Genomic DNA, 18336 nt, shown 5'->3' with positions numbered 1-18336 from the left:
GGGTCTTGGGTTCTGATAAGGGTAAAATCGGTTTTACGGCTAAACATTCAGCGCTAGCTAAAACATGTCATTCGGTTCTGGTTATGAAAGAATGCCAATCAAGTTAGACCGATTATCCCTAAAATCCAGCTGAAAAACGCATAATAACTTACATCCGATTCAGGATAGTTTCAGGCGTTGCCAAGTTATATAAAACACAATTTTACGCTCTTGAGCAGCGATTGGCAAGGTGTGAAGGGTTAACTGGTCGCCTATTACGGTAGCATACCTTACTTGTCTGTGACCAACCCAGTTAGGAAAGAGGCTGCCTTCTACCTCATGTATGATCTCGCCCGGTTGTGATTCATAATAGCGACCATAGTATGCAATGTATGAATTGAAGGCAAGCCAGGTTTCTTCCGCCGTGCCGTCGGCAAATCCGGGTTTGGCGAAGGGCGCCCGCCCGGCGCGCATGAGCTGCGCATTCATATACCCATGTTGGTCGTACATCAATATACCTTGCGCCCCTTCGCCCAGGTAGGGTACGGTGTTGCCCTGGTCGTCGGTGTAGGTCCACGAGACCAGTTTCCATGTGCCGATGATGCGGGGGCCGATAGCTTCCATAGACGTCAGCGGTTGGGCGTGATACCGGCCGGTACGGCGGGCACTTCGGCCAGCATCAGCGAGGTGATATAGGCTGTGTCCTGGTCTATAAACCGGTGCCCGCCCGGGCGGGACACGACTGTACAACCGGATGTAGTCTCGCGCTCCCATGCCGCGGCTTGCAGCGCGCTGACCCGTGGATCGTCATCGCCAAAGAGTACGGTGACGGGAATGTCTATTGGCGCCTCGCGATGATGACTGTAGCGGTAGACCAACTGCAGATCTTGCCGCAAGAGCCGGCGTTTATACTGTTGCCAGGCGACGTCACCGGGAGTTTGGGCCAGGTGTGGAAATGCTGTTATCAGCGCGGCATCCGGCATGGCGGGATCGTATTCGTGCGCCTTGTACGTCATCAAGGCCGGTGTGGACGACACGAAAAGCCGCTGCGGCAGCGGGTGTTTGCCACGGCGCAGCGCACGCACGAGCTCGAAGGCTAACAATCCGCCGAGGCTGTGACCGAAGATGATGAAGGGCCGGTCGAGGCTGGGCAGGAGCGCCGGCACCAGGTCGCGCAGTAAAGAATCTACATCATCATAGGCAGGGTCTTCGAGGTGGCGGCCTCGTCCTGGAAGTTCGACCAATATGAGCTCGATGTTGGCGCCAAGCAACATCTCCCATCCCTGGAACAGGGCTCCGTCGCCACCGGCATCGTGCAGGCATACCAAACGCAATGCGGCCGTAGGAGCCGGCCGGGGTATCGTAAACCAGCGGGCCGGGTCGGCGGCAGGTGGCATCGTGGGGACGGCAGCAGTACCTTCGACGGAATGACTCAGAAACGCCGCGAAGGTTTGTAAAGAGGGATGTGACCAGAACATGGCGACCGACAAGGTAACACCCGTTTCGGCCTCCAGCAGGTTGCGCAGTTGTACCGCCATGATGGAGTCGAGGCCGAGACTGCGGAAGGTCATGGAAGGAGAGATCTGCACCGCCGGCATGTGGACGATGGCGGCGGTGTGGAGGATGACGCGTTGTAGCAAATAGGCCGTGCGGGCTTCGGGGTCGGCTGGTATGGTGAATGCCTGGGTGGTGGCAGTGGTGGTGGAGTGTGTTGTAAGCAAGCCCCGGAAATAGGGGGTCTGGGCGAGCGTAGTATAGTATTGCGCCATGACTGCAGCGTCGAGGCGCAGCAAGCCGGCTTGCACGGGATTGTCGGGATAGAGGGCCTCGAATGCATGGAGTGCTTCGTTCATGGTGGCTGGTATAAATCCTTCCGCGCGGGCATAGGCTTCGAGCCCTTCGGTGTCGGCGACCATGCCGCTGTCGAGCATGACGCCCCAGTTGATACTCATGCCCGGCAGCCCCATGCAACGGCGGCTGTGTGCCAGCGCATCGAGAAAGGTGTTGGCGGCTACGTAACCACCCTGGCCGCTGAGGCCGATGAGCGCTGATGCCGATGAGAAAAGTATAAAACAATCCAGTGTACGGTGCTGTGTCAGCAGGTGCAGGTTCCACGCACCTTTCATTTTGGGATGCAAGGTGTCGCGCAGGTCATCGGTGGTGATATCGGCCAGCGGTTGGGCGTGAATGATACCGGCGGCGTGCACCACGCCGCGCAAGGGTGCCATGGTCGTGTCGATGTGTGTCATGACGGCGTGCAACGACTCGTAATCACCAGCGTCGGCCGCAAACAACCGCAGGCGGCAGCCCTGGGCTTCGAGCGCGGCGAACCGGGCTTCCAGGGCGGGCGGTACGTCGGCGCTGCGGCTGACGAGCGCGATGTTTCGCGCACCGCGCCGCACCATCCATTCTACAAACGCGAAAGCGATGCCGCGAAAGCCCGTAACCAGATAGGTGGCGTTCTGACGGAATACGGTTTCGGCAATGGGCGGTGGACTGATGACAGGCTGACGAAGCCGCGGTACATAGCGGTCGCCACCGCGGAACGCGAGGACCTGCTCGGCGGTGGGATGCAGGGCGTCCACCACGCGATAGAGCTCGTCGTAAGAGGGGTTTGCGCTCAGGTCGATGCAGCGTGCCCGGTAGTGTGGCAACTCGTTGCCCAACACGCGTGTGAGGCCTGCCAGGGGGCTGTGCAAGGGTTGTGCGACATCGTCGGCGCGGCCGACGGCATGAATACCGTTTGTGACGACCACAACCTGCGGATGCGCGGTTGCCTGCCGGCGCACCAGCGCTTGTACAAGGTATAGCAAGCTGAGGCTGCCGTATACCTGGTATTCTTCCAGGCTGTCGGCGGTAAGGGAGGGGTCTTTCCAGGTATAGCTCAGACTGGACATGAGCAGAATGCCGGTGAGGGATTCGCCCGTGCCTGCGTCGACGGCGTGCAGTAATTGGTGATAGCCGTCGGGTGAAGTATAGTCGAGGGTATATTGGTGAAGGCCGACCCGGGTGAAAGCATTGTCGGGCGCGACGTGTATACAGTGCAGGCCCGCGTGCTCCATCTTCTCGACGACCAGGTCGCTCAGTCCGCAAGGATCGCCGAGTACCAGCCACGTGCCTTGCAGTGCGGTGACGGGGGGAGCGGGCGCCTGTACTTTTTCCCACTGCACGGTGTAAAACCATTGGCGCAGAGCTTCGCGCCGGCGTGTCTCACGGCCGGTGTCGAGCACGACGCCTTCGAGGCCGCGCAGGTATAGAAACAACGTGCCGTCGCCGGTGCGTACAAAAATGTCGGCGGTGACGACGATGCGTCCCTGGGCTTCGTCGATTTCGGGCGTGTGCAGTACGGCCGTGCCTTCGAGTAGTTGATCGGGCGCCGGTGTGGGCGCCAGCACTTGCAGCAGCCCGACGCCTGTGAGATAGGTCGCGGCGCCGTGAAAGCCTCGCCCCGGTTCCGCCAGTACGCGGTAGAAAAGCGGCTGGAAGCAGGCATCGAGCAATGCGGGGTGCACGCGGTAACGGCCGGCGGCCCGGTGTACGACGTCAGAGGCCCGCAGACTAAAGTGTACGGTGCTGTGTACCTCGTTGCTTTGCAGCTCCTGCAGCTGGCGGAACGCCGGGCCATACGGTAGTCCCAGCGTAGTGAGGGCTTCATAGTAGGCGGGGCCGCTTTGCAGGTGGAACGGATAGACTGACAGTGGCGGCGGTGGGGTCTCCGGCCGGGCCGGTAGCTGCATTAATCCTTCGGCGACCACGTGCCACGTGGTACCGTCTGCCGCTTCGCGTGCGCAGAAGCAGCCAAAGGTATAGCGTTCGCCGTCGCGTTGGAGGCGCAGCTGCAGGCGCACGTGATCGCCCGGCGCAATTGTGACCGGTTGTAAAAACCGTATGGCAGACAAGACGGGCGTGCCGTTGAGTGCCAGCGATGTGATGGCTTCGAGCACCAGCTCTATGTAGGTTGCGCCGGGTAGGACAACTTCGCCCTGGGCACGGTGGTCCTGCAGGTACGGGAACGTGTCCAGGCTTAGGGTGGTGTCCCAATAGAAAAGTGAGTCGAAGCCGGCCAGGGGTATGCGCTGGCCCAGCAGGGGGGCTGCAGTCGCGGCGGTGCGTATAGCGCGCGGTGCAGTGCGTGCGTGTACGGTATAGCGGTCGCGTTGGAATGGATAGGCGGGCAGCAGGATGGGCGCCCCCTGGTGGCCCTGGTAGAATCGATGCCACGGTATGTCGTACCCTTGCTGGTATAAGGCGGCCAGCGATTGATAGAGTGTGTCGTGTTCGTTCGTGTCGCGGTGGCCCGATGCCAGGGTGCTATAGATCGACCCCGGGCAGGTGGCGGCGCATTCATGCAGGGCGTTGATCAGCACGGGGTGTGGTCCCACCTCCAGAAAGAGTGTAGGCGCTTCGACCAACAGGCTGCGCACAACCGTAGCGAACTGCACGGTGTTGCGCAGGTTATCGGCCCAGTAGCGGGCGTCGAGCGTGGTGCCATCTACTTTGCGGCCGTGTACCGTGGAGTAAAATGCGATGGCGGCTTTTGCGGGTTTTAAGGCGCGCAGCGCGTGCCGCAGCGGCTCTTGCAGCGGGTCTACCTGGCGGCTGTGCGAGGCGACGTCGACATTGACCGGACGCACAAAACGTTGTGCTTGCTCCAGGGCTTGCACGAATGTGTTCATGGTAAGCCGGTCGCCGGCCAATACGGTGGAGGTGGGGCTGTTGCTGACGGCAACGGTCAGGTCGGGGTATTGTTTTAACCACGTTTCGGCTTCGGCCAGGGAGAGGTCTGTGACGGCCATGGCCCCCTGGCCGCTGATAATCTTCAGGAGGCGGCTGCGGGTACAGATGATGCGTGCGGCGTCTTCAAGCGTCAGGCTGCCGGCGATGTGGGCGGCGGCGACTTCGCCCATGCTGTGGCCGACGACACCCTGTACAGCAATGCCCCACGAAATCCACAGCCGCGCCAGCGCGATCTGTATCGCGCAAAGTACGGGCTGTACTACCTGGATCTCGGCGAGACGGCTGGTGTCGGGTGTAGCCCCTAGCTGGTCCGTTAGGGACCAGTCTACATAGGGTGTATAGGCGGCGGCACACGCATCGATGGCGCGGCGAAAGACTGGTTCTTGGCGGTATAGCACAGTGCCCATACCGAGCCATTGTCCGCCCTGTCCGGAAAAGACCATGACCACGCGCGCCGTGCCGGGCGTTTGTGGTGTGGTAGTGGTTCCCTCTTGTAGAAAGCGGTCGAGCGCCTGCAGCATGCCGGCGCAGTCGGGGGCGGTGAAGAGTGCGCGGTGGGCCAGGGCCGGTTTACGCAGGGCCGTGGCCATGCAACTGTCGGCCAGCGCGTCGGGTGACGCATGCCCGAGGTGTTGGCGGTAGGCGGCAACATACGCATGCAAAGCGCTGTTGGAAGCAGCGGACAGCGGCAGGCAGTAACGTGCCGGGGCTGTGCGGGTGGCGCGCGGTGGGACGACCGGGCGATATTCTTCGAGCACAGTGTGCGCGTTGGTGCCGCCCCAGCCAAACGAATTTATACCTGCCCGCAGGAGCTCGCCTGTGCCGGCGGGCCACGGGCCGGCGGCCTGTTGTACGTGTAGTTTAAGCGTATCGAACGGTATGTTGGGATTCGGCCGGCGGAAGTGCAGGCTCGGCGGCAGTTGACGATGCTGCATGGCGAGAATCACCTTGATGAGTCCGGCCATGCCTGCGGCGGCTTCGAGGTGACCGATGTTGGTTTTTACCGAGCCGATGTGGAGTGGCCGCGTGCGGCCTGTGCGGAAGAATTCGCCGAGTGCCTGTGCCTCGGTAGGGTCGCCCCGGCGGGTGCCGGTGCCGTGCGCTTCCACGTAGTGGATCATGTTGGGCAACAGGCCGCTGTGCGCGTAGGCTTCGGTTAACAACTGTCGCTGGCCGGCCACGCTGGTGGCGGGCAGGGTTTCATTATAGCCATTGTTATTCATCGCCGTGCCGCGAATGACGGCATAGATGCGATCGCCGTCGCGCTCCGCCTGGGCGAGTGTCTTGACGAGTAGCACACCGCCGCCTTCGCCGCGCACAAAGCCGTCGGCGTCGGCGTCGAAGGTACTGCAGCGGCCTTTTACAGACAGCCCGCCAAACTTTGACAAGAGTATATATTGATCGGGGTCGAGCAGGTGGTTGACACCGGCGACGACGCCTAGCGAAATGCTGCCGTCCCACAGTGCCTGGCATGCCAGGTGCAAGGCGACCAGTGACGAAGAGCAGCCTGTGTCGATGACCATGCTCGGGCCGGTAAAGCCGAAGGAAAACGAAATACGATTGGCAATGATGTTGGCGGACTGGCCCACGGCCGAATGCGGAGTGACGCGTGCGTGCTGGTGCTTGCGATAATGCTCAAAGTCGCTCCAGATGTTACCAATGTAGACACCCGTATGCGTGCCCTGTACTTGCTTGTGGGGCATGGCCGAGCGTTCGACCGCTTCCCATACCAACTCGAGCGCAAGCTTTTGCGATGGATTCATTTCGGCGGCTTCGGCCGGTGATATGGAAAAGAACAGCGGATCGAATGCGTGGATGTCGTCAAGCAACGCGGCGTGGCGCTGATGCGTCTTGTCGGGCGTAGCAGGATCGGCGTCGTAATAATCGTCTACGGCCCACCGGTCGGCCGGTATCTCCCGAACGGCATCGCGGCCGTGGCGGAGCATCTCCCAAAATGCTTCAGGGGTGGGGGCTCCCGGAAAACGGCAGGACATGCCCACAATGGCCACGGGTTGACGTGGTACAAGATTTTCGGACGCATCTTTCATACAGACGAAGTTTGTTAATGGGTGTTGAGGGGGCCTTTATTAACAACTGCGTTGCGCTCTGATCGTTAAACTAAATCACCATTCTAGTGCCATTGGATATACCTTACTGTCATAAGAAATACACTATATATCGTTACGGATCATGCTTACCGTGGCTTGCGTAAACCGCACTTCGACGTCACCCGAAGCCATTCAAACGCTGGCGCAGCGTTTGGGTTTGCCCGGGCCGTTACAGCCGGCCGTTGAGCCTTCGCACTATGCGCGCCACGTGCTCGGCCGATGGTTGATCCTGCAGGTCTTGCAAGACCTGCAGGTGCCCGTCACAGTAGCCGATATTCGCACCAGTCTTTATGGGAGGCCTTATATACCCGCGGCACCTGCCTTCAGCTTATCGCACAGCCACGATCTGATTATATGCGCTGCATTGCGGCACGGTCCCGTGGGCATCGACATCGAGCACCTGCGCCCGCTTGCCTGGCCGGCCTATCAGCAAGCCTTCTCGCAGCAGGAGTGGGGTGCGGTAGTTACCGCCGCCTGTCCTTCGGAAGCCTTGTTGCACCGATGGACGCAAAAGGAGAGTGTGCTAAAGGCCGATGGTCGCGGCTTGCAATTACCCTTATCGTCCGTTGCGTTGCACGGCCTGCAAGCTACAATCGGCGAAGAGCCACAACCCTGGCACCTTTTGCCACTGGCGTGGCAAGGTTATACGGTGTGTGTCAGTACCCGTGTACCCGTACAAACGGTACGCTTCAAGGATCTCGTGGTATAGCAGCAGGTGCAGTATATAGATAAGAAAGTTCGGGAAACGGCGATGTGCGCGTTTACGTTTAACGGATAAAAATTTACGTTTTCGGAAGTATTCTTCTTAGACACCCGGCGATGGGCGCCCGGGCGATACATCCTTTTGGGAGGTGGCCATGCGTCGTGGGGGGTAAAGGTTGAAGGCAGGCGGATAAAGTTTATGCGCTTGCCGGCCGGCACAGATGCGCGGAAATACGTGTGGAAAATCGGTTTACCAACGTCAAAAACGCACCCGGCTCAGCGCAACGACGAATGGCCGATCCGCTCGTTGCAGCGGCAATTCAATCGATTTAGTGCACGAATTTTGCCTTTTGTAAATTATTATGTTACTTGACCGCATTAACCCCGCACATGCAGAAACAAGCCGATATCCAGACCGAGCTGCAGCTATGGGAAGCCCTACGGCAAAGTGACCAGCAAGCTTTTGCAGCACTGTACGACCGTTATTTTAAATTGTTGTACAACTATGGGCGCAAGATCGGCGGCGTGAACGCGGTATTGGAAGATGCCATTCACGATTTATTCGTAGACCTGTGGCGCTTCCGGGAAAAGCTGTCCCCCACGACATCGGTGCGGTTTTATTTATACCGCTCGTTGCGGCGCAAGCTATTGCGCAATGAATCGCGCAAAGCTTTCTTTACCCTCGATGATTTTGTGATTGAAGATGTATGGTTGACACCTACACCTTCGTCGGAGCAAAAGCTGATTGAGGAAGAGAGCGGTCATCAGCGCGTACACCGGCTTCGCAAGTTATTGAACGATCTCTCTCCCCGGCAATACGAAGCCATGGTACTGCGGTTCTACGATGAAATGGATTTTGAAGAGATTGCCGCGGTGCTGAATGTGAACGAGCAATCGGCACGCAACCTGGTGCAACGCGGACTAACGCAGTTGCGGCAGTATGTGAAGTACGTGTTGTCGTTTTTCGTGTTATGTTGGTTTTGACAAGTATTGCCTTCTAGTTCCGGTCCACCTGATAAGCTTTCACGAATTTGTCGGGCAGGGGCAGGCAATGTTGAACAAGCGCATTGTCCAGCACGTAGTATACGTGATTCTTCCAATAAGTTTTTTCTGCTTCTGAGAATATTCCGGTCTGCAAAATCTTGCGTGGCATAGCCAATGTATCGGATACACTTGAGAATGACGCGTGGCTTACTTTGCAGGTGCAGAGGTCGAAGTTGATCTTGACCATTTTTACCTGGGTCTGTTCATCTATGTCTACGGTGAGGACGGTGTTGGCCCGGCTGCGGTTGCTCAGCAGGCCGAGGGATTGTGCTTCAATAGCTTGTTGTTTTTGTTCATAGGTCAACAGGACCGAATCAGAGAGAAGGCCACGGACGCTAAGCTCTTCGCCCGCGGCCTGGTCGTGGTATTTGTCACACCCAAAATAGGAAGAGGCAGATGGTTCGCGTAGCCGAATGTAATATAGCCTGTATTGAGCATCTTCTAATGTTACCAGGCTGGGCTGGTTGTGTGTCGTACCCACTGGAAGCTCCTCCAGGTAGAAGAACAAGGTTGACTTATCCGCGCGGCGCGATTCCTGGTGTTCATAGCGCAGCAGGTACGTGCTTTGGGCTTGTACGCCGAGGATACCCGTAAGGCACAAGAGTATCGCGGTAAGATAGTTAAAAGCATGCGTCATACCATTCCTCCTAAAAAGAACGGGCCATCCTCATCTGTGCAAGGACGACCCCATTCTATACAATTACCGGTGAAGGGCGACTAAAAAAGGGAATTTTTTTAGTCACTGATGGAAGTCGTTCGGCTTACGGATAGCGATAGAAGCTTTTGCTGATGATCCGCCAGCCTTCTGTAAATTTTGCCAGAACCAGGTAGTCTGTAAAGGTCTTTTTGCCCTCCCGCGTAAGCTCAAGTTTCGCCACGGCGGCTGTGCCGGTAACGTCAACGCTGATAAACTTACCTTCCGTACGAGGCGGCGCGGCCGGGTTGTCTTTTTTGGCTTTTTCCAGGTTTGTGATCCACTCTTCGAGGAGTAGGGGCTTGACGTTGTTATCAACCACCCGTAGCATCGTAAACGACGGGTGAAAGCCCTTGCGAATGTTCTCTATGCTGCCGCGATTTTGGATGCCTTCGATATAGGCGCTGGTAATCACGCTTTTAATGGCAGTCTCGTCGGCAGACTGTGCGAAGGTGGTGATGGCGAAGGCCAATAGAACCAGTGAAAGGAGTGTTTTGGTCATAGTAAATTTGTAAAGTCATTTTCAATATGTACCGGTTTGGACGCGACAAGGATTTGTGTGGCGGACAAACGGGGTGCTGTGCAGGATTAACAACCGACTCCGACTTTGTCGCGACCCTTACTCAAGCCCGGGCGAGCCGCCGGGACCCGAACGTTGATCTCTGAAAAGACCTCGAAAATGCTGGTCATTTCAAGTTCGTTGGCATGTCTTCGAAATTTTCTTTTCGAAAAGTGAGTTAAATCCCGAAAACGTTGCTTTAAGCTAGTATAACGTTTGAAGTAGCGAAAACCCTCTTGTATCCGATATGAAGAACTATGTTGACTTTGCGGCGGAAGACTTTGCTGCCGACGATGATTTTATAAGGTGGGTACGCCATCCGCATCCGGGCTCTTCGCGGGACATTTTCTGGAAGAGCTGGATCCGGGCCAATCCATCGAGGGTAGAGGAGATTGAAGAGGCGCGCATGATGATCCTGGCGGTGGTCGAAGAGCCGCAGCACATTCCGGATGCCGCCAGGCAGCAGGACGTGTGGCAGAAAATTAAGACGACGCTGGTGCTGCCCGATGAGCAGCCGGTGCCGCTACGACCCTGGCAACACTGGTATAGCAAGGCCGCGATCCTGCTGGTGCTGTTTGGTGGACTGTGGTTGTTGTGGCGGGCGCCGTTTGACGCTGCGCCCGGCGAGGTGGTCGTACAAGTACCGGCGGGGTTGGAGCGACGCAGCAATGACGGCGACCTGGCCAAGACGATTGTGCTGGAGGACGGCAGCTCGGTGGTGCTGCAGCCGCACAGCGTATTGCAATACCCGGCGCATTTTGAGCCGCATACCCGCCATGTATACCTGACGGGGGAAGCCTTTTTTGAAGTAAAGAAGGACGCTCGCCGGCCATTCCTGGTGCATGCGCGGGAGCTGGTGACCCGCGTGCTGGGTACGAGCTTCCGCGTGCGGAGCTTTGAGCGTGAGGGGCGTACTACCGTGCAGGTAAAGACCGGACGTGTGTCGGTGTCGAAAGTGGCTACCGCTGCTGAACAAGAGGCGGTCGTGCTGATGCCCAACCAACAAGTAGTATATGAACGCGCCGGGAAGAAGTTGACGAAATCCCTGGTGGAGCAGCCTGCCGTGTTGCAGCCCTTTGCCAGCTATAGCTTTGAGTTTAACGATGTGCCGGTGCGCGAGGTGTTCGAAACGTTGGAAAAGGCCTATGGTATCCAGATAGTATATGACGAGGAGGTTCTGGCCGACTGTTCGATCCACGCTACGCTGACCGACGTGCCGCTCTACGATAAGCTGAAGCTGATTTGCAAGGGCATTCAGGGTACATACGAAGTGATCGACTCCCATATTGTCATCACGAGTAAAGGCTGCACCCCGTGAGACAGTGCGTGAGCGAGTGTGAGAGCGAAATCTTGACAACACAAAACATACCCCAACCCTAAAGACTAACGACTATGCAGAGAAATACGCCATAACCCCTAAAATACAGAGACCGGCAGTGCGCCAACACCGCCGGTCTGGAATGCCCTCTCGTCCCGCCAAGGACGAAAAGAGGCGTTTGTCTATCCGCTTCAACACATCAAGACAAAACATTTCAAAAGTATGAAAAAAGAACTACAGGTTCGTGGACATGTATTGTTCATTATGAAGGTCTCCCTCGTTCATCTCTTTGCCACCCTTCTTTTTATTAGTGTAGCGCAGGCGCACGAAACGGTTGCCCAAGTGCTGGACACGAAGATCAGCGTGGAATTGAAGGAGGTCACGCTTCGCAAAGCCCTCGAAACGCTGGAGGAGGCCACCCAGGCAAAATTCCTCTATCAATCTAACCTCATTGCATCTTCTGAGCGCATCTCGCTGCACGTAACGGATGAAAGGCTGGCCGATGTTCTGGAAAAGATCCTGGCGCCGCGCCACATTGCCTATGAGGCCGACGGAAACCAAATCATTCTGACGCGCAGCCGCATCAATGCGATTCCCGTGGAAGCGTTGCCTGAAAAAATGGCGCGGCCAGTCGGGGCAGTGACCGTGACGGGTGTGGTCATGGATGACGTCGGTACAGCCCTGCCTGGTGTGAACGTACTCCTGAAAGGAACCGCCACCGGGACGACGACGGACGCGGAGGGGAAATATTCCCTGACAGTGCCCGACGAGACGGCCGTATTGATCTTCTCTTTTATCGGTTTTACGCAACAAGAGATCAGCGTAGGCACACAAACGCGCATCGACGTGACGCTGCAATCGGATATTACATCGCTAAACGAAATCGTGGTGGTGGGATATGGTGAGGTTAAGAAATCAGACCTGACAGGGTCCGTGGCTTCTGTTAAATCCGAAGAACTGAATGCCTTTCCGACAACCAACGTTATGCAGTCGCTTTCCGGCCGTGCGGCGGGAGTGCAGATTTCGCCGAACACCGGTGCGCCCGGCGGCGCCATCAGTGTGCGTGTCCGGGGGGCGAACTCGATATTCGGTTCTAATGAGCCGTTGTATGTAGTAGATGGATTTCCGTATTCGGGCAACCCGACGCTGCTCAACAACGCCGACATTGAATCGATCGATATCCTGAAAGATGCTTCTGCTACTGCAATCTACGGATCACGTGGTGCCAACGGTGTGGTGCTCATCACGACGAAACGCGGTAAGGCGGGTAAAACCGTCGTGGAATATGACGGTTACTATGGTTTTCAATCGATCCGTAACAAGCTCGATTTGATGGACGCGCATGAATACGCGGCGACGATTCGCCAGCGCGACCTGAACGACGGCATTACGCCGAAATTTACGCAGGAGGAAGTAGACGCCTTTGGTAAAGGAACGGACTGGCAAGACGAGGTCTTTCGTACCGCGCCGATTCAAAACCATGCGATCAGTGTAAAGGGTGGGACGGATAAGACTCGCTTTCTGCTGTCGGGTAGCAACTTTGACCAGGAAGGAATCATCCGCGGAAGCAATTACGTGCGAAATTCCGTCCGGGCCAACGTTACGACGGATGTCAGTTCAAAGTTTAAGTTCGATCTGAATGCTATTCTAAGTCGCATCGATTCTGACCGCAAGAACTCCGGCGGAGGCAATCGCGGCGCCTCCCTTATTTCATCGATCCTTACGGCGTATCCAACATTGCCCGCGCGTACGGAAACCGGTGCCCTCACCGACTTGCGCCAATATAGCTGGGCTTCCAATGTGATTGTTAACCCACTGGATTTCATTGAAAACGAAAACGATCACATCCGCTCCAACAAAGTATTGGCCAACGGTGCCGTTACCTATACACCGATTCCCGGCCTGGCCATTAAGATTTCGGGCGGCATCGAAAATACAAACGACCGTACCGATATCTACCGCAATAAAAAGTTCTTGAACTCGACAGGCTCGGCACAAATCCAGACAGCGCAAACAACGACTGTATTGAATGAAAACACAGTCACCTATACCAGGGAGTTCGGGCCCCACAACATTTCTGCCGTGGCGGGCATTACCTACCAGAACTACCAGGCCACATCGCTGAACGCCAACGGTGCGGGTTTCATCAGTGACACGCCCGAAACGTACGATATTCAGTCTGCTGCACAGGGTAATAGTAACTCGTCCTATCAGGAGTGGACATTGGCCTCGTACCTGGCACGTGTAAACTATTCCTTCCGGGGTAAATATCTGGCCACAGCCAGTTTCCGTACAGACGGTTCGTCGCGCTATAGCAAAGGCGAGAAGTGGGGTAACTTCCCGTCAGCATCCCTGGCCTGGCGCATCAGCGAAGAGCCGTTTATGCAGGATGTAGCCGTGGTCTCTGACCTGAAGCTGCGCGCCGGCTATGGTGAGACCGGCAGTACGGCCATCGAGCCCTACCAAACGCTTAACGTGCTGACGTCTGGCCGTACCGTATTCAACGATGCTATTGTTACCAGCTACGCGCCGGGCACACGCCAGGCAGGACCACTCAAGTGGGAAACGACAGCGCAGACGAATATCGGTATTGACCTGGGCTTGTTGCAGAACCGTATTGGCATTACGCTCGACTACTATGTCAAAAATACCCGCGACCTGCTCAATCCGGTGTCCCGTCCGGCATCGACAGGATACTCCAATACCATTCAGAATATTGGTAAAGTGCAGAACAAAGGCGTTGAAATTGGTGCCAACGCTGTTGTGTTGGAGGGAAATTTCAAATGGGATGTATCCGGTAACATTTCCTTTAACCGCAACAAGGTTGTGAGCCTGTACGGCGGTAAAGATATAAACGGCGAGGTCATCGGTATTGCCGTGGTGAACGATGTCACCAATATTTTACGGGAGGGCGAGCCCATGGGCGTTTTCTTTGGCTACGTTGAAAGTGGCTACGATGCCAACGGTAACCCTACATACTACGACTATAATGATAGTAAAAACTACGATATCGGCGACAAACGGATCACCGGCGACCCCAATCCTGATTTTATCTACGGGTTTAATTCAACGATGGCCTTCCGGAATTTCGAGCTGGGAATTTTTATTCAGGGTTCGCAGGGTAACGATATTCTCAACCTCAGTCGCATCAACCAGGCGTATGACTATGGTCAGGGGCTGAATATGCCGCGCGATGTATACCAGAATACCTGGACGGAGCAAAATCCAACGGCAGCCTATCCAAAGATGGATAAGGATGTAAAAGTGCAAATGTCAGATCGCTTTGTGGAGGATGGCTCGTACATGCGCTTTAAGAACATTCAACTGGGATACAACGTGCCGGTGTCTGCGTTAAATATTACCTGGCTGTCGCGCGCCAAGGTCTATGTCAGTGCGCAAAACTTAATTACAATTACCGATTACTCCTGGTATGACCCGGAAATAAGCTCCTACGGAAGCGCAAACTCTTATCGCCAGGGAATAGATCACTATAGCTATCCCACGGCAAAGACATTTACCGTCGGCGTAAACCTCGGATTCTGATCGTCACATGATTAAACGTATTACGACTATGAAACAAACATTCTTAGCGATATTGATGCTGGCAACCCTGGCGGGATGCAGCGACATGCTGGAAGAAAAACCGAAGTCGCTGGTGGTAGAGAACTTCTACCAAACGAAGGACGAGCTTGTCGCGGCGGTAAATGCCATTTACGTGCCGATGCGGACGGACGGTGGTTTTGGGATTAATTACCCCGCGCAACAGGAAGGTATGGCAGACTACGGTTATTCCCGCGGCAGCCAGACCGATGTCAGCGGGTATCAGGGCTTGTTGCCGCAAAACGTCTCGCGTGTACAAGCCGTGTGGGAAAATATCTACCAATCGATTCGCAACGCCAACCTGGTCATCGCCAACCTTCCCAACGCCACGCAGGTGTCAGAAGCAGATGCTACCGCGCTGATGGCGGAAGCAAAATATCTGCGCGCCATGCTCTACTTCGTGTTGGTTCGCAATTGGAAAGGTGTGCCGCTGCGTACGGAAACCAATATGGAAGAATTGGCGCTGCCACGGGCATCGATTGAAGAAGTATATAACCTGATCCTGGCGGACGTGTTGGTGGCGGAGGCGGGGTTAACCGACAAGACATCGCCCGACCTGGCGGCCGGCCGGCCGAACAAGTGGGCCGCCAAGACGTTGTTGGCGGAAATTTATATGACGCGCGCCAGCACGCCGCAGGACTTTAGCGAAGATGTCGGAGACGAATGGGCGCTGGCGCGTGACAAAGCGCAGGAAGTGATCAACTCGGGCAAGTATGCGTTGGTGCAGGTGCAGACGTCGGAAGATTTTCAGAATATTTTTGGCCCGGATGTGGTCTCTACGCCGGAGGAAATTTTTTACCTGAAGTACTCCCATCAACAAGGCTTCGGACTGGTAAGCTACGCACACCGTACAAAACTATATTACGGGCCGGGTGGCGTATATGCGCAATATACCGACACCGTGGCTAATCCGATCATCGCCAATTGGGATCGTGCAGACCTGCGCCGTAAGCATATACTATATCCCGACGTGTTTGATAAAGGGCCGACCACAGTATTATATCGCAAGTACCGCGACCCGCTGGCTGTTGCGCCCACCGGTGGTGTGGGCGGCGCCGGAAACGACTACCCCTGGTATCGCTATGCAGACCTGCTGTTGTTTCATGCTGAAGCCGCGGCCCGCGCGGCAGGCACGCCTACTGCCGAGGCACTGGAAAGCCTCAACCAGGTACACCGTCGTGCGTATGGCTATCCTTCCAATGCCCCTTCGCCCGTGGACTTCGACATCGCGGACTACGATCTGTCGGGATTTATCGCCCAGGTGGTCGAAGAGCGCGGCTTCGAGACCATGTACGAAGGCAAACGCTGGCTGGACCTGAAACGCCTCGGCATCGCGGTGCAGCGGATCAAGCAGGTAAAAAATATTGACGTGGCAGAGAAACATCTCTTCTGGCCTATACCGGACTCAGAGATGCTCTACAACGAAGCACTGGACCCGTTGACCGACCAGAACACCGGCTATTGATCGATCCCTGAAGAGTAAAAAAAACGAAGGCACCTGACTGTTTTTTACAGGTGCCTTTTTTCTCATCCTCATTTTGAAACGGAATTTATGATCTGCACAAAAAAGATATTCGGAACGATAGCATTTATTATTCTCCAGATGGGGTCACCGGCATTTGCCCAAACCGTATTGGAGACGGATGTGTGTTTGTATGGCGGAACCTCGGCCGGCGTGATTGGTGCGTACACGGCGCAGAAGCTCGGCAAGAAGGCCATTCTGATTGAGCCCGGCCGGCATCTGGGCGGCATGAGCTCCGGCGGCCTGGGATATACCGACATCGGAAACAAATATGCCATCACCGGCCTGGCCCGCGATTTTTATCGGCGCATCGGCCAGCACTATGGAAAATTTGAGCAATGGACGTTTGAGCCACATGTGGCCGAGGAAACATTTCAGGGCTATGTACAGCGCGGAGGCTTCCGCGTGGTATATGAATATCGCCTGAAGGAAGTAAAAAAATACAACGGACGTATTACCGAAATCGTCCTTGAAAACAGCTTCAACCCGAGAGCCGCCAACATCACCGTCAAGGCCGCTATGTTCATCGACTGTGGCTATGAGGGTGACCTCATGGCCAAAGCCGGCGTGTCGTATGCCGTGGGGCGGGAAGATAATAAAGCGTACGGAGAAACGATCAACGGCGTGCAGGTCATGGAAGGCCACCAAATCCCCGGAAGTATCGATCCCTATAAAACACCTGGTAACCCTGCCAGCGGAATGCTGTGGGGGATAAGTCCTGCCGTGCTGGCGCCGAACGGTACAGGCGACCGCAGCGTGCAGGCCTATAATTACCGCATCTGCCTCTCCACCGATCCCCGGAACCAGGTGCCGATCACCCGGCCCGCCGGCTACGACTCCACGAAGTACGAGCTCTTGCTCCGCATCTTCGCGGCAACGCCGGACAGGCGCAGGCTGAATGACTATTTCATCATCAGCCGCATGCCGAACAATAAAACAGACATCAACAATCGCGGCGGATTTTCGACCGACATGATTGGTATGAACCACGATTATCCCGATGCCGGGTATGCGCAACGCGCCCGCATTGTGGCGGACCACGAGGTCTATACCAAAGGACTGCTGTATTTTTATGGACACGATCCCCGCGTGCCGAAGGCGCTGCGTGACGAGATGCTTACCTACGGCTACCCGAAGGATGAATATACCGACACCGGTAACTGGTCGCCGCAGCTTTATGTACGCGAGGCCCGACGCCTTGTAGGCCAGTATGTTATGCACCAGGCGAACTGCGAAGGAAAGGAAGTCGTGAAAGACGGAGTAGGCATGGCCGCCTATACTATGGACTCGCACAACTGTCAGCGCCTGGTCGTAAACGGGTTGGTGAAAAATGAGGGCAATGTGGAAATCGGCGGCTTCGGTCCATATCCCATTGCCTATGGCTCCCTGGTGCCAAAGGCTGCCGAGTGTACCAACCTTTTTGTGCCGGTATGTTTATCGGCGACGCATATTGCGTACGGCTCGATTCGGATGGAGCCCGTATTTATGGTCCTGGCGCAGTCGGCGGCTACGGCTGCTGTCCTGGCCATCGACGGGAAGAAAGATATTCAGGCGCTGGATATTGCGACCCTCCAGTCCATGCTGAAAACGAACCCCCTGGCCGACGGCCGGCCGGGAGATATTTTGGTAGACAACGAAGAGGTTGGAGCCATTACCCGTACAGGCACCTGGCAGCCGCAGGCCAAAGGTGGTTACGGGCCGTCGTTCCTGACGACTGCTGCCGGCAGCGCGGCAACCGTGCGCTTCACACCCGTGGTGCCGAAGCAGCAAACCTATACTGTATACGTGTATTTGCCCAAGGTGGCGGATGCCCCCGCCAACGTCAGCGTGACCGTGCATGATGGCAAGAAGAAAAAAGAAGTTACCATCAAGCCGGCAGACCTTGTAGTCGAGGGCCAGACCTCAGGTGAGTGGGTATCGCTGGGCAAGTATACCTTCGCGACCGGTAACAAAGGATATATAGAAGTGTCTGCTGCCGGCGCTGCTACAGGCACCGTTGTGGCCGATGCCGTGCTATGGGTGCCGGCTGGACAAGCCGACTAAATGAACCGCGTACAAACGCACGAACCGAAA

10 protein-coding genes are annotated in these 18336 nt (G+C 56.2%); 6 read left to right on the top strand and 4 right to left on the bottom strand.

What is annotated here, in order from left to right; genetic code table 11:
* Positions 1-159 precede the first annotated feature (159 nt).
* Together K7P01_RS30605 and K7P01_RS30600 are read right to left on the bottom strand one after the other, a co-directional pair.
* Positions 160-603, bottom strand: a complete 444-nt coding sequence (locus tag K7P01_RS30605; RefSeq protein WP_267298411.1) for a lipocalin-like domain-containing protein — start codon at positions 601-603, stop codon at positions 160-162.
* A 5-nt stretch (positions 604-608) separates the two neighbouring features.
* Positions 609-6764: a type I polyketide synthase gene (locus K7P01_RS30600; protein WP_267298410.1), complete on the bottom strand. Its 6156-nt coding sequence runs from the start codon at positions 6762-6764 to the stop codon at positions 609-611.
* A gap of 142 nt (positions 6765-6906) precedes the next feature.
* Between K7P01_RS30600 and K7P01_RS30595 the strand changes: the two genes are divergently transcribed.
* Together K7P01_RS30595 and K7P01_RS30590 are read left to right on the top strand one after the other, a co-directional pair.
* Positions 6907-7533, top strand: a complete 627-nt coding sequence (locus K7P01_RS30595) for a 4'-phosphopantetheinyl transferase family protein (RefSeq protein ID WP_267298409.1) — start codon at positions 6907-6909, stop codon at positions 7531-7533.
* Between the two features lie 383 nt (positions 7534-7916).
* Positions 7917-8510: an RNA polymerase sigma factor gene (locus tag K7P01_RS30590; protein ID WP_267298408.1), complete on the top strand. Its 594-nt coding sequence runs from the start codon at positions 7917-7919 to the stop codon at positions 8508-8510.
* A gap of 13 nt (positions 8511-8523) precedes the next feature.
* On the opposite strand, the gene K7P01_RS30585 is transcribed toward K7P01_RS30590, so the two are convergent.
* Together K7P01_RS30585 and K7P01_RS30580 are read right to left on the bottom strand one after the other, a co-directional pair.
* Positions 8524-9207: a hypothetical protein gene (locus K7P01_RS30585; protein WP_267298407.1), complete on the bottom strand. Its 684-nt coding sequence runs from the start codon at positions 9205-9207 to the stop codon at positions 8524-8526.
* A 124-nt stretch (positions 9208-9331) separates the two neighbouring features.
* Positions 9332-9766 carry a nuclear transport factor 2 family protein gene (locus K7P01_RS30580; protein WP_267298406.1) on the bottom strand — a complete coding sequence of 145 codons (435 nt, stop codon included), beginning with the start codon at positions 9764-9766 and terminating at the stop codon, positions 9332-9334.
* A gap of 304 nt (positions 9767-10070) precedes the next feature.
* On the opposite strand from K7P01_RS30580, the gene K7P01_RS30575 reads away from it, so the two are divergent.
* The 4 genes from K7P01_RS30575 (at position 10071) to K7P01_RS30560 (ending at position 18306) form a co-directional block, all read left to right on the top strand.
* Positions 10071-11141 (top strand): FecR family protein, encoded by a 1071-nt coding sequence (locus tag K7P01_RS30575; protein ID WP_267298405.1) that lies wholly within the window; start codon positions 10071-10073, stop codon positions 11139-11141.
* Between the two features lie 222 nt (positions 11142-11363).
* Entirely contained in the window at positions 11364-14684 is a 3321-nt protein-coding gene (locus K7P01_RS30570) for a TonB-dependent receptor (protein ID WP_267298404.1), read from the top strand.
* Between the two features lie 28 nt (positions 14685-14712).
* Positions 14713-16206 (top strand): RagB/SusD family nutrient uptake outer membrane protein, encoded by a 1494-nt coding sequence (locus K7P01_RS30565; protein ID WP_267298403.1) that lies wholly within the window; start codon positions 14713-14715, stop codon positions 16204-16206.
* Between the two features lie 87 nt (positions 16207-16293).
* On the top strand, positions 16294-18306 hold the full coding sequence (locus K7P01_RS30560) for an FAD-dependent oxidoreductase (RefSeq protein WP_450091445.1): 2013 nt from the start codon (positions 16294-16296) through the stop codon (positions 18304-18306).
* Positions 18307-18336 lie beyond the last annotated feature (30 nt).

It is taken from the genome of Parachryseolinea silvisoli, from assembly GCF_021190955.1.
GTDB lineage: Bacteria > Bacteroidota > Bacteroidia > Cytophagales > Cyclobacteriaceae > Ohtaekwangia > Ohtaekwangia silvisoli.
The sequence above is the reverse complement of the archived record's forward strand: the minus strand, read 5'-3'. Positions and strand labels throughout refer to the sequence as shown.

Coding starts and splice junctions, on each gene's coding strand:
- K7P01_RS30605 (WP_267298411.1), bottom strand. CDS start 603: ATGGAAGCTATCGGCCCCCGCATCATCGGCACATGGAAACTGGTCTCG.
- K7P01_RS30600 (WP_267298410.1), bottom strand. CDS start 6,764: ATGAAAGATGCGTCCGAAAATCTTGTACCACGTCAACCCGTGGCCATT.
- K7P01_RS30595 (WP_267298409.1), top strand. CDS start 6,907: ATGCTTACCGTGGCTTGCGTAAACCGCACTTCGACGTCACCCGAAGCC.
- K7P01_RS30590 (WP_267298408.1), top strand. CDS start 7,917: ATGCAGAAACAAGCCGATATCCAGACCGAGCTGCAGCTATGGGAAGCC.
- K7P01_RS30585 (WP_267298407.1), bottom strand. CDS start 9,207: ATGACGCATGCTTTTAACTATCTTACCGCGATACTCTTGTGCCTTACG.
- K7P01_RS30580 (WP_267298406.1), bottom strand. CDS start 9,766: ATGACCAAAACACTCCTTTCACTGGTTCTATTGGCCTTCGCCATCACC.
- K7P01_RS30575 (WP_267298405.1), top strand. CDS start 10,071: ATGAAGAACTATGTTGACTTTGCGGCGGAAGACTTTGCTGCCGACGAT.
- K7P01_RS30570 (WP_267298404.1), top strand. CDS start 11,364: ATGAAAAAAGAACTACAGGTTCGTGGACATGTATTGTTCATTATGAAG.
- K7P01_RS30565 (WP_267298403.1), top strand. CDS start 14,713: ATGAAACAAACATTCTTAGCGATATTGATGCTGGCAACCCTGGCGGGA.
- K7P01_RS30560 (WP_450091445.1), top strand. CDS start 16,294: ATGATCTGCACAAAAAAGATATTCGGAACGATAGCATTTATTATTCTC.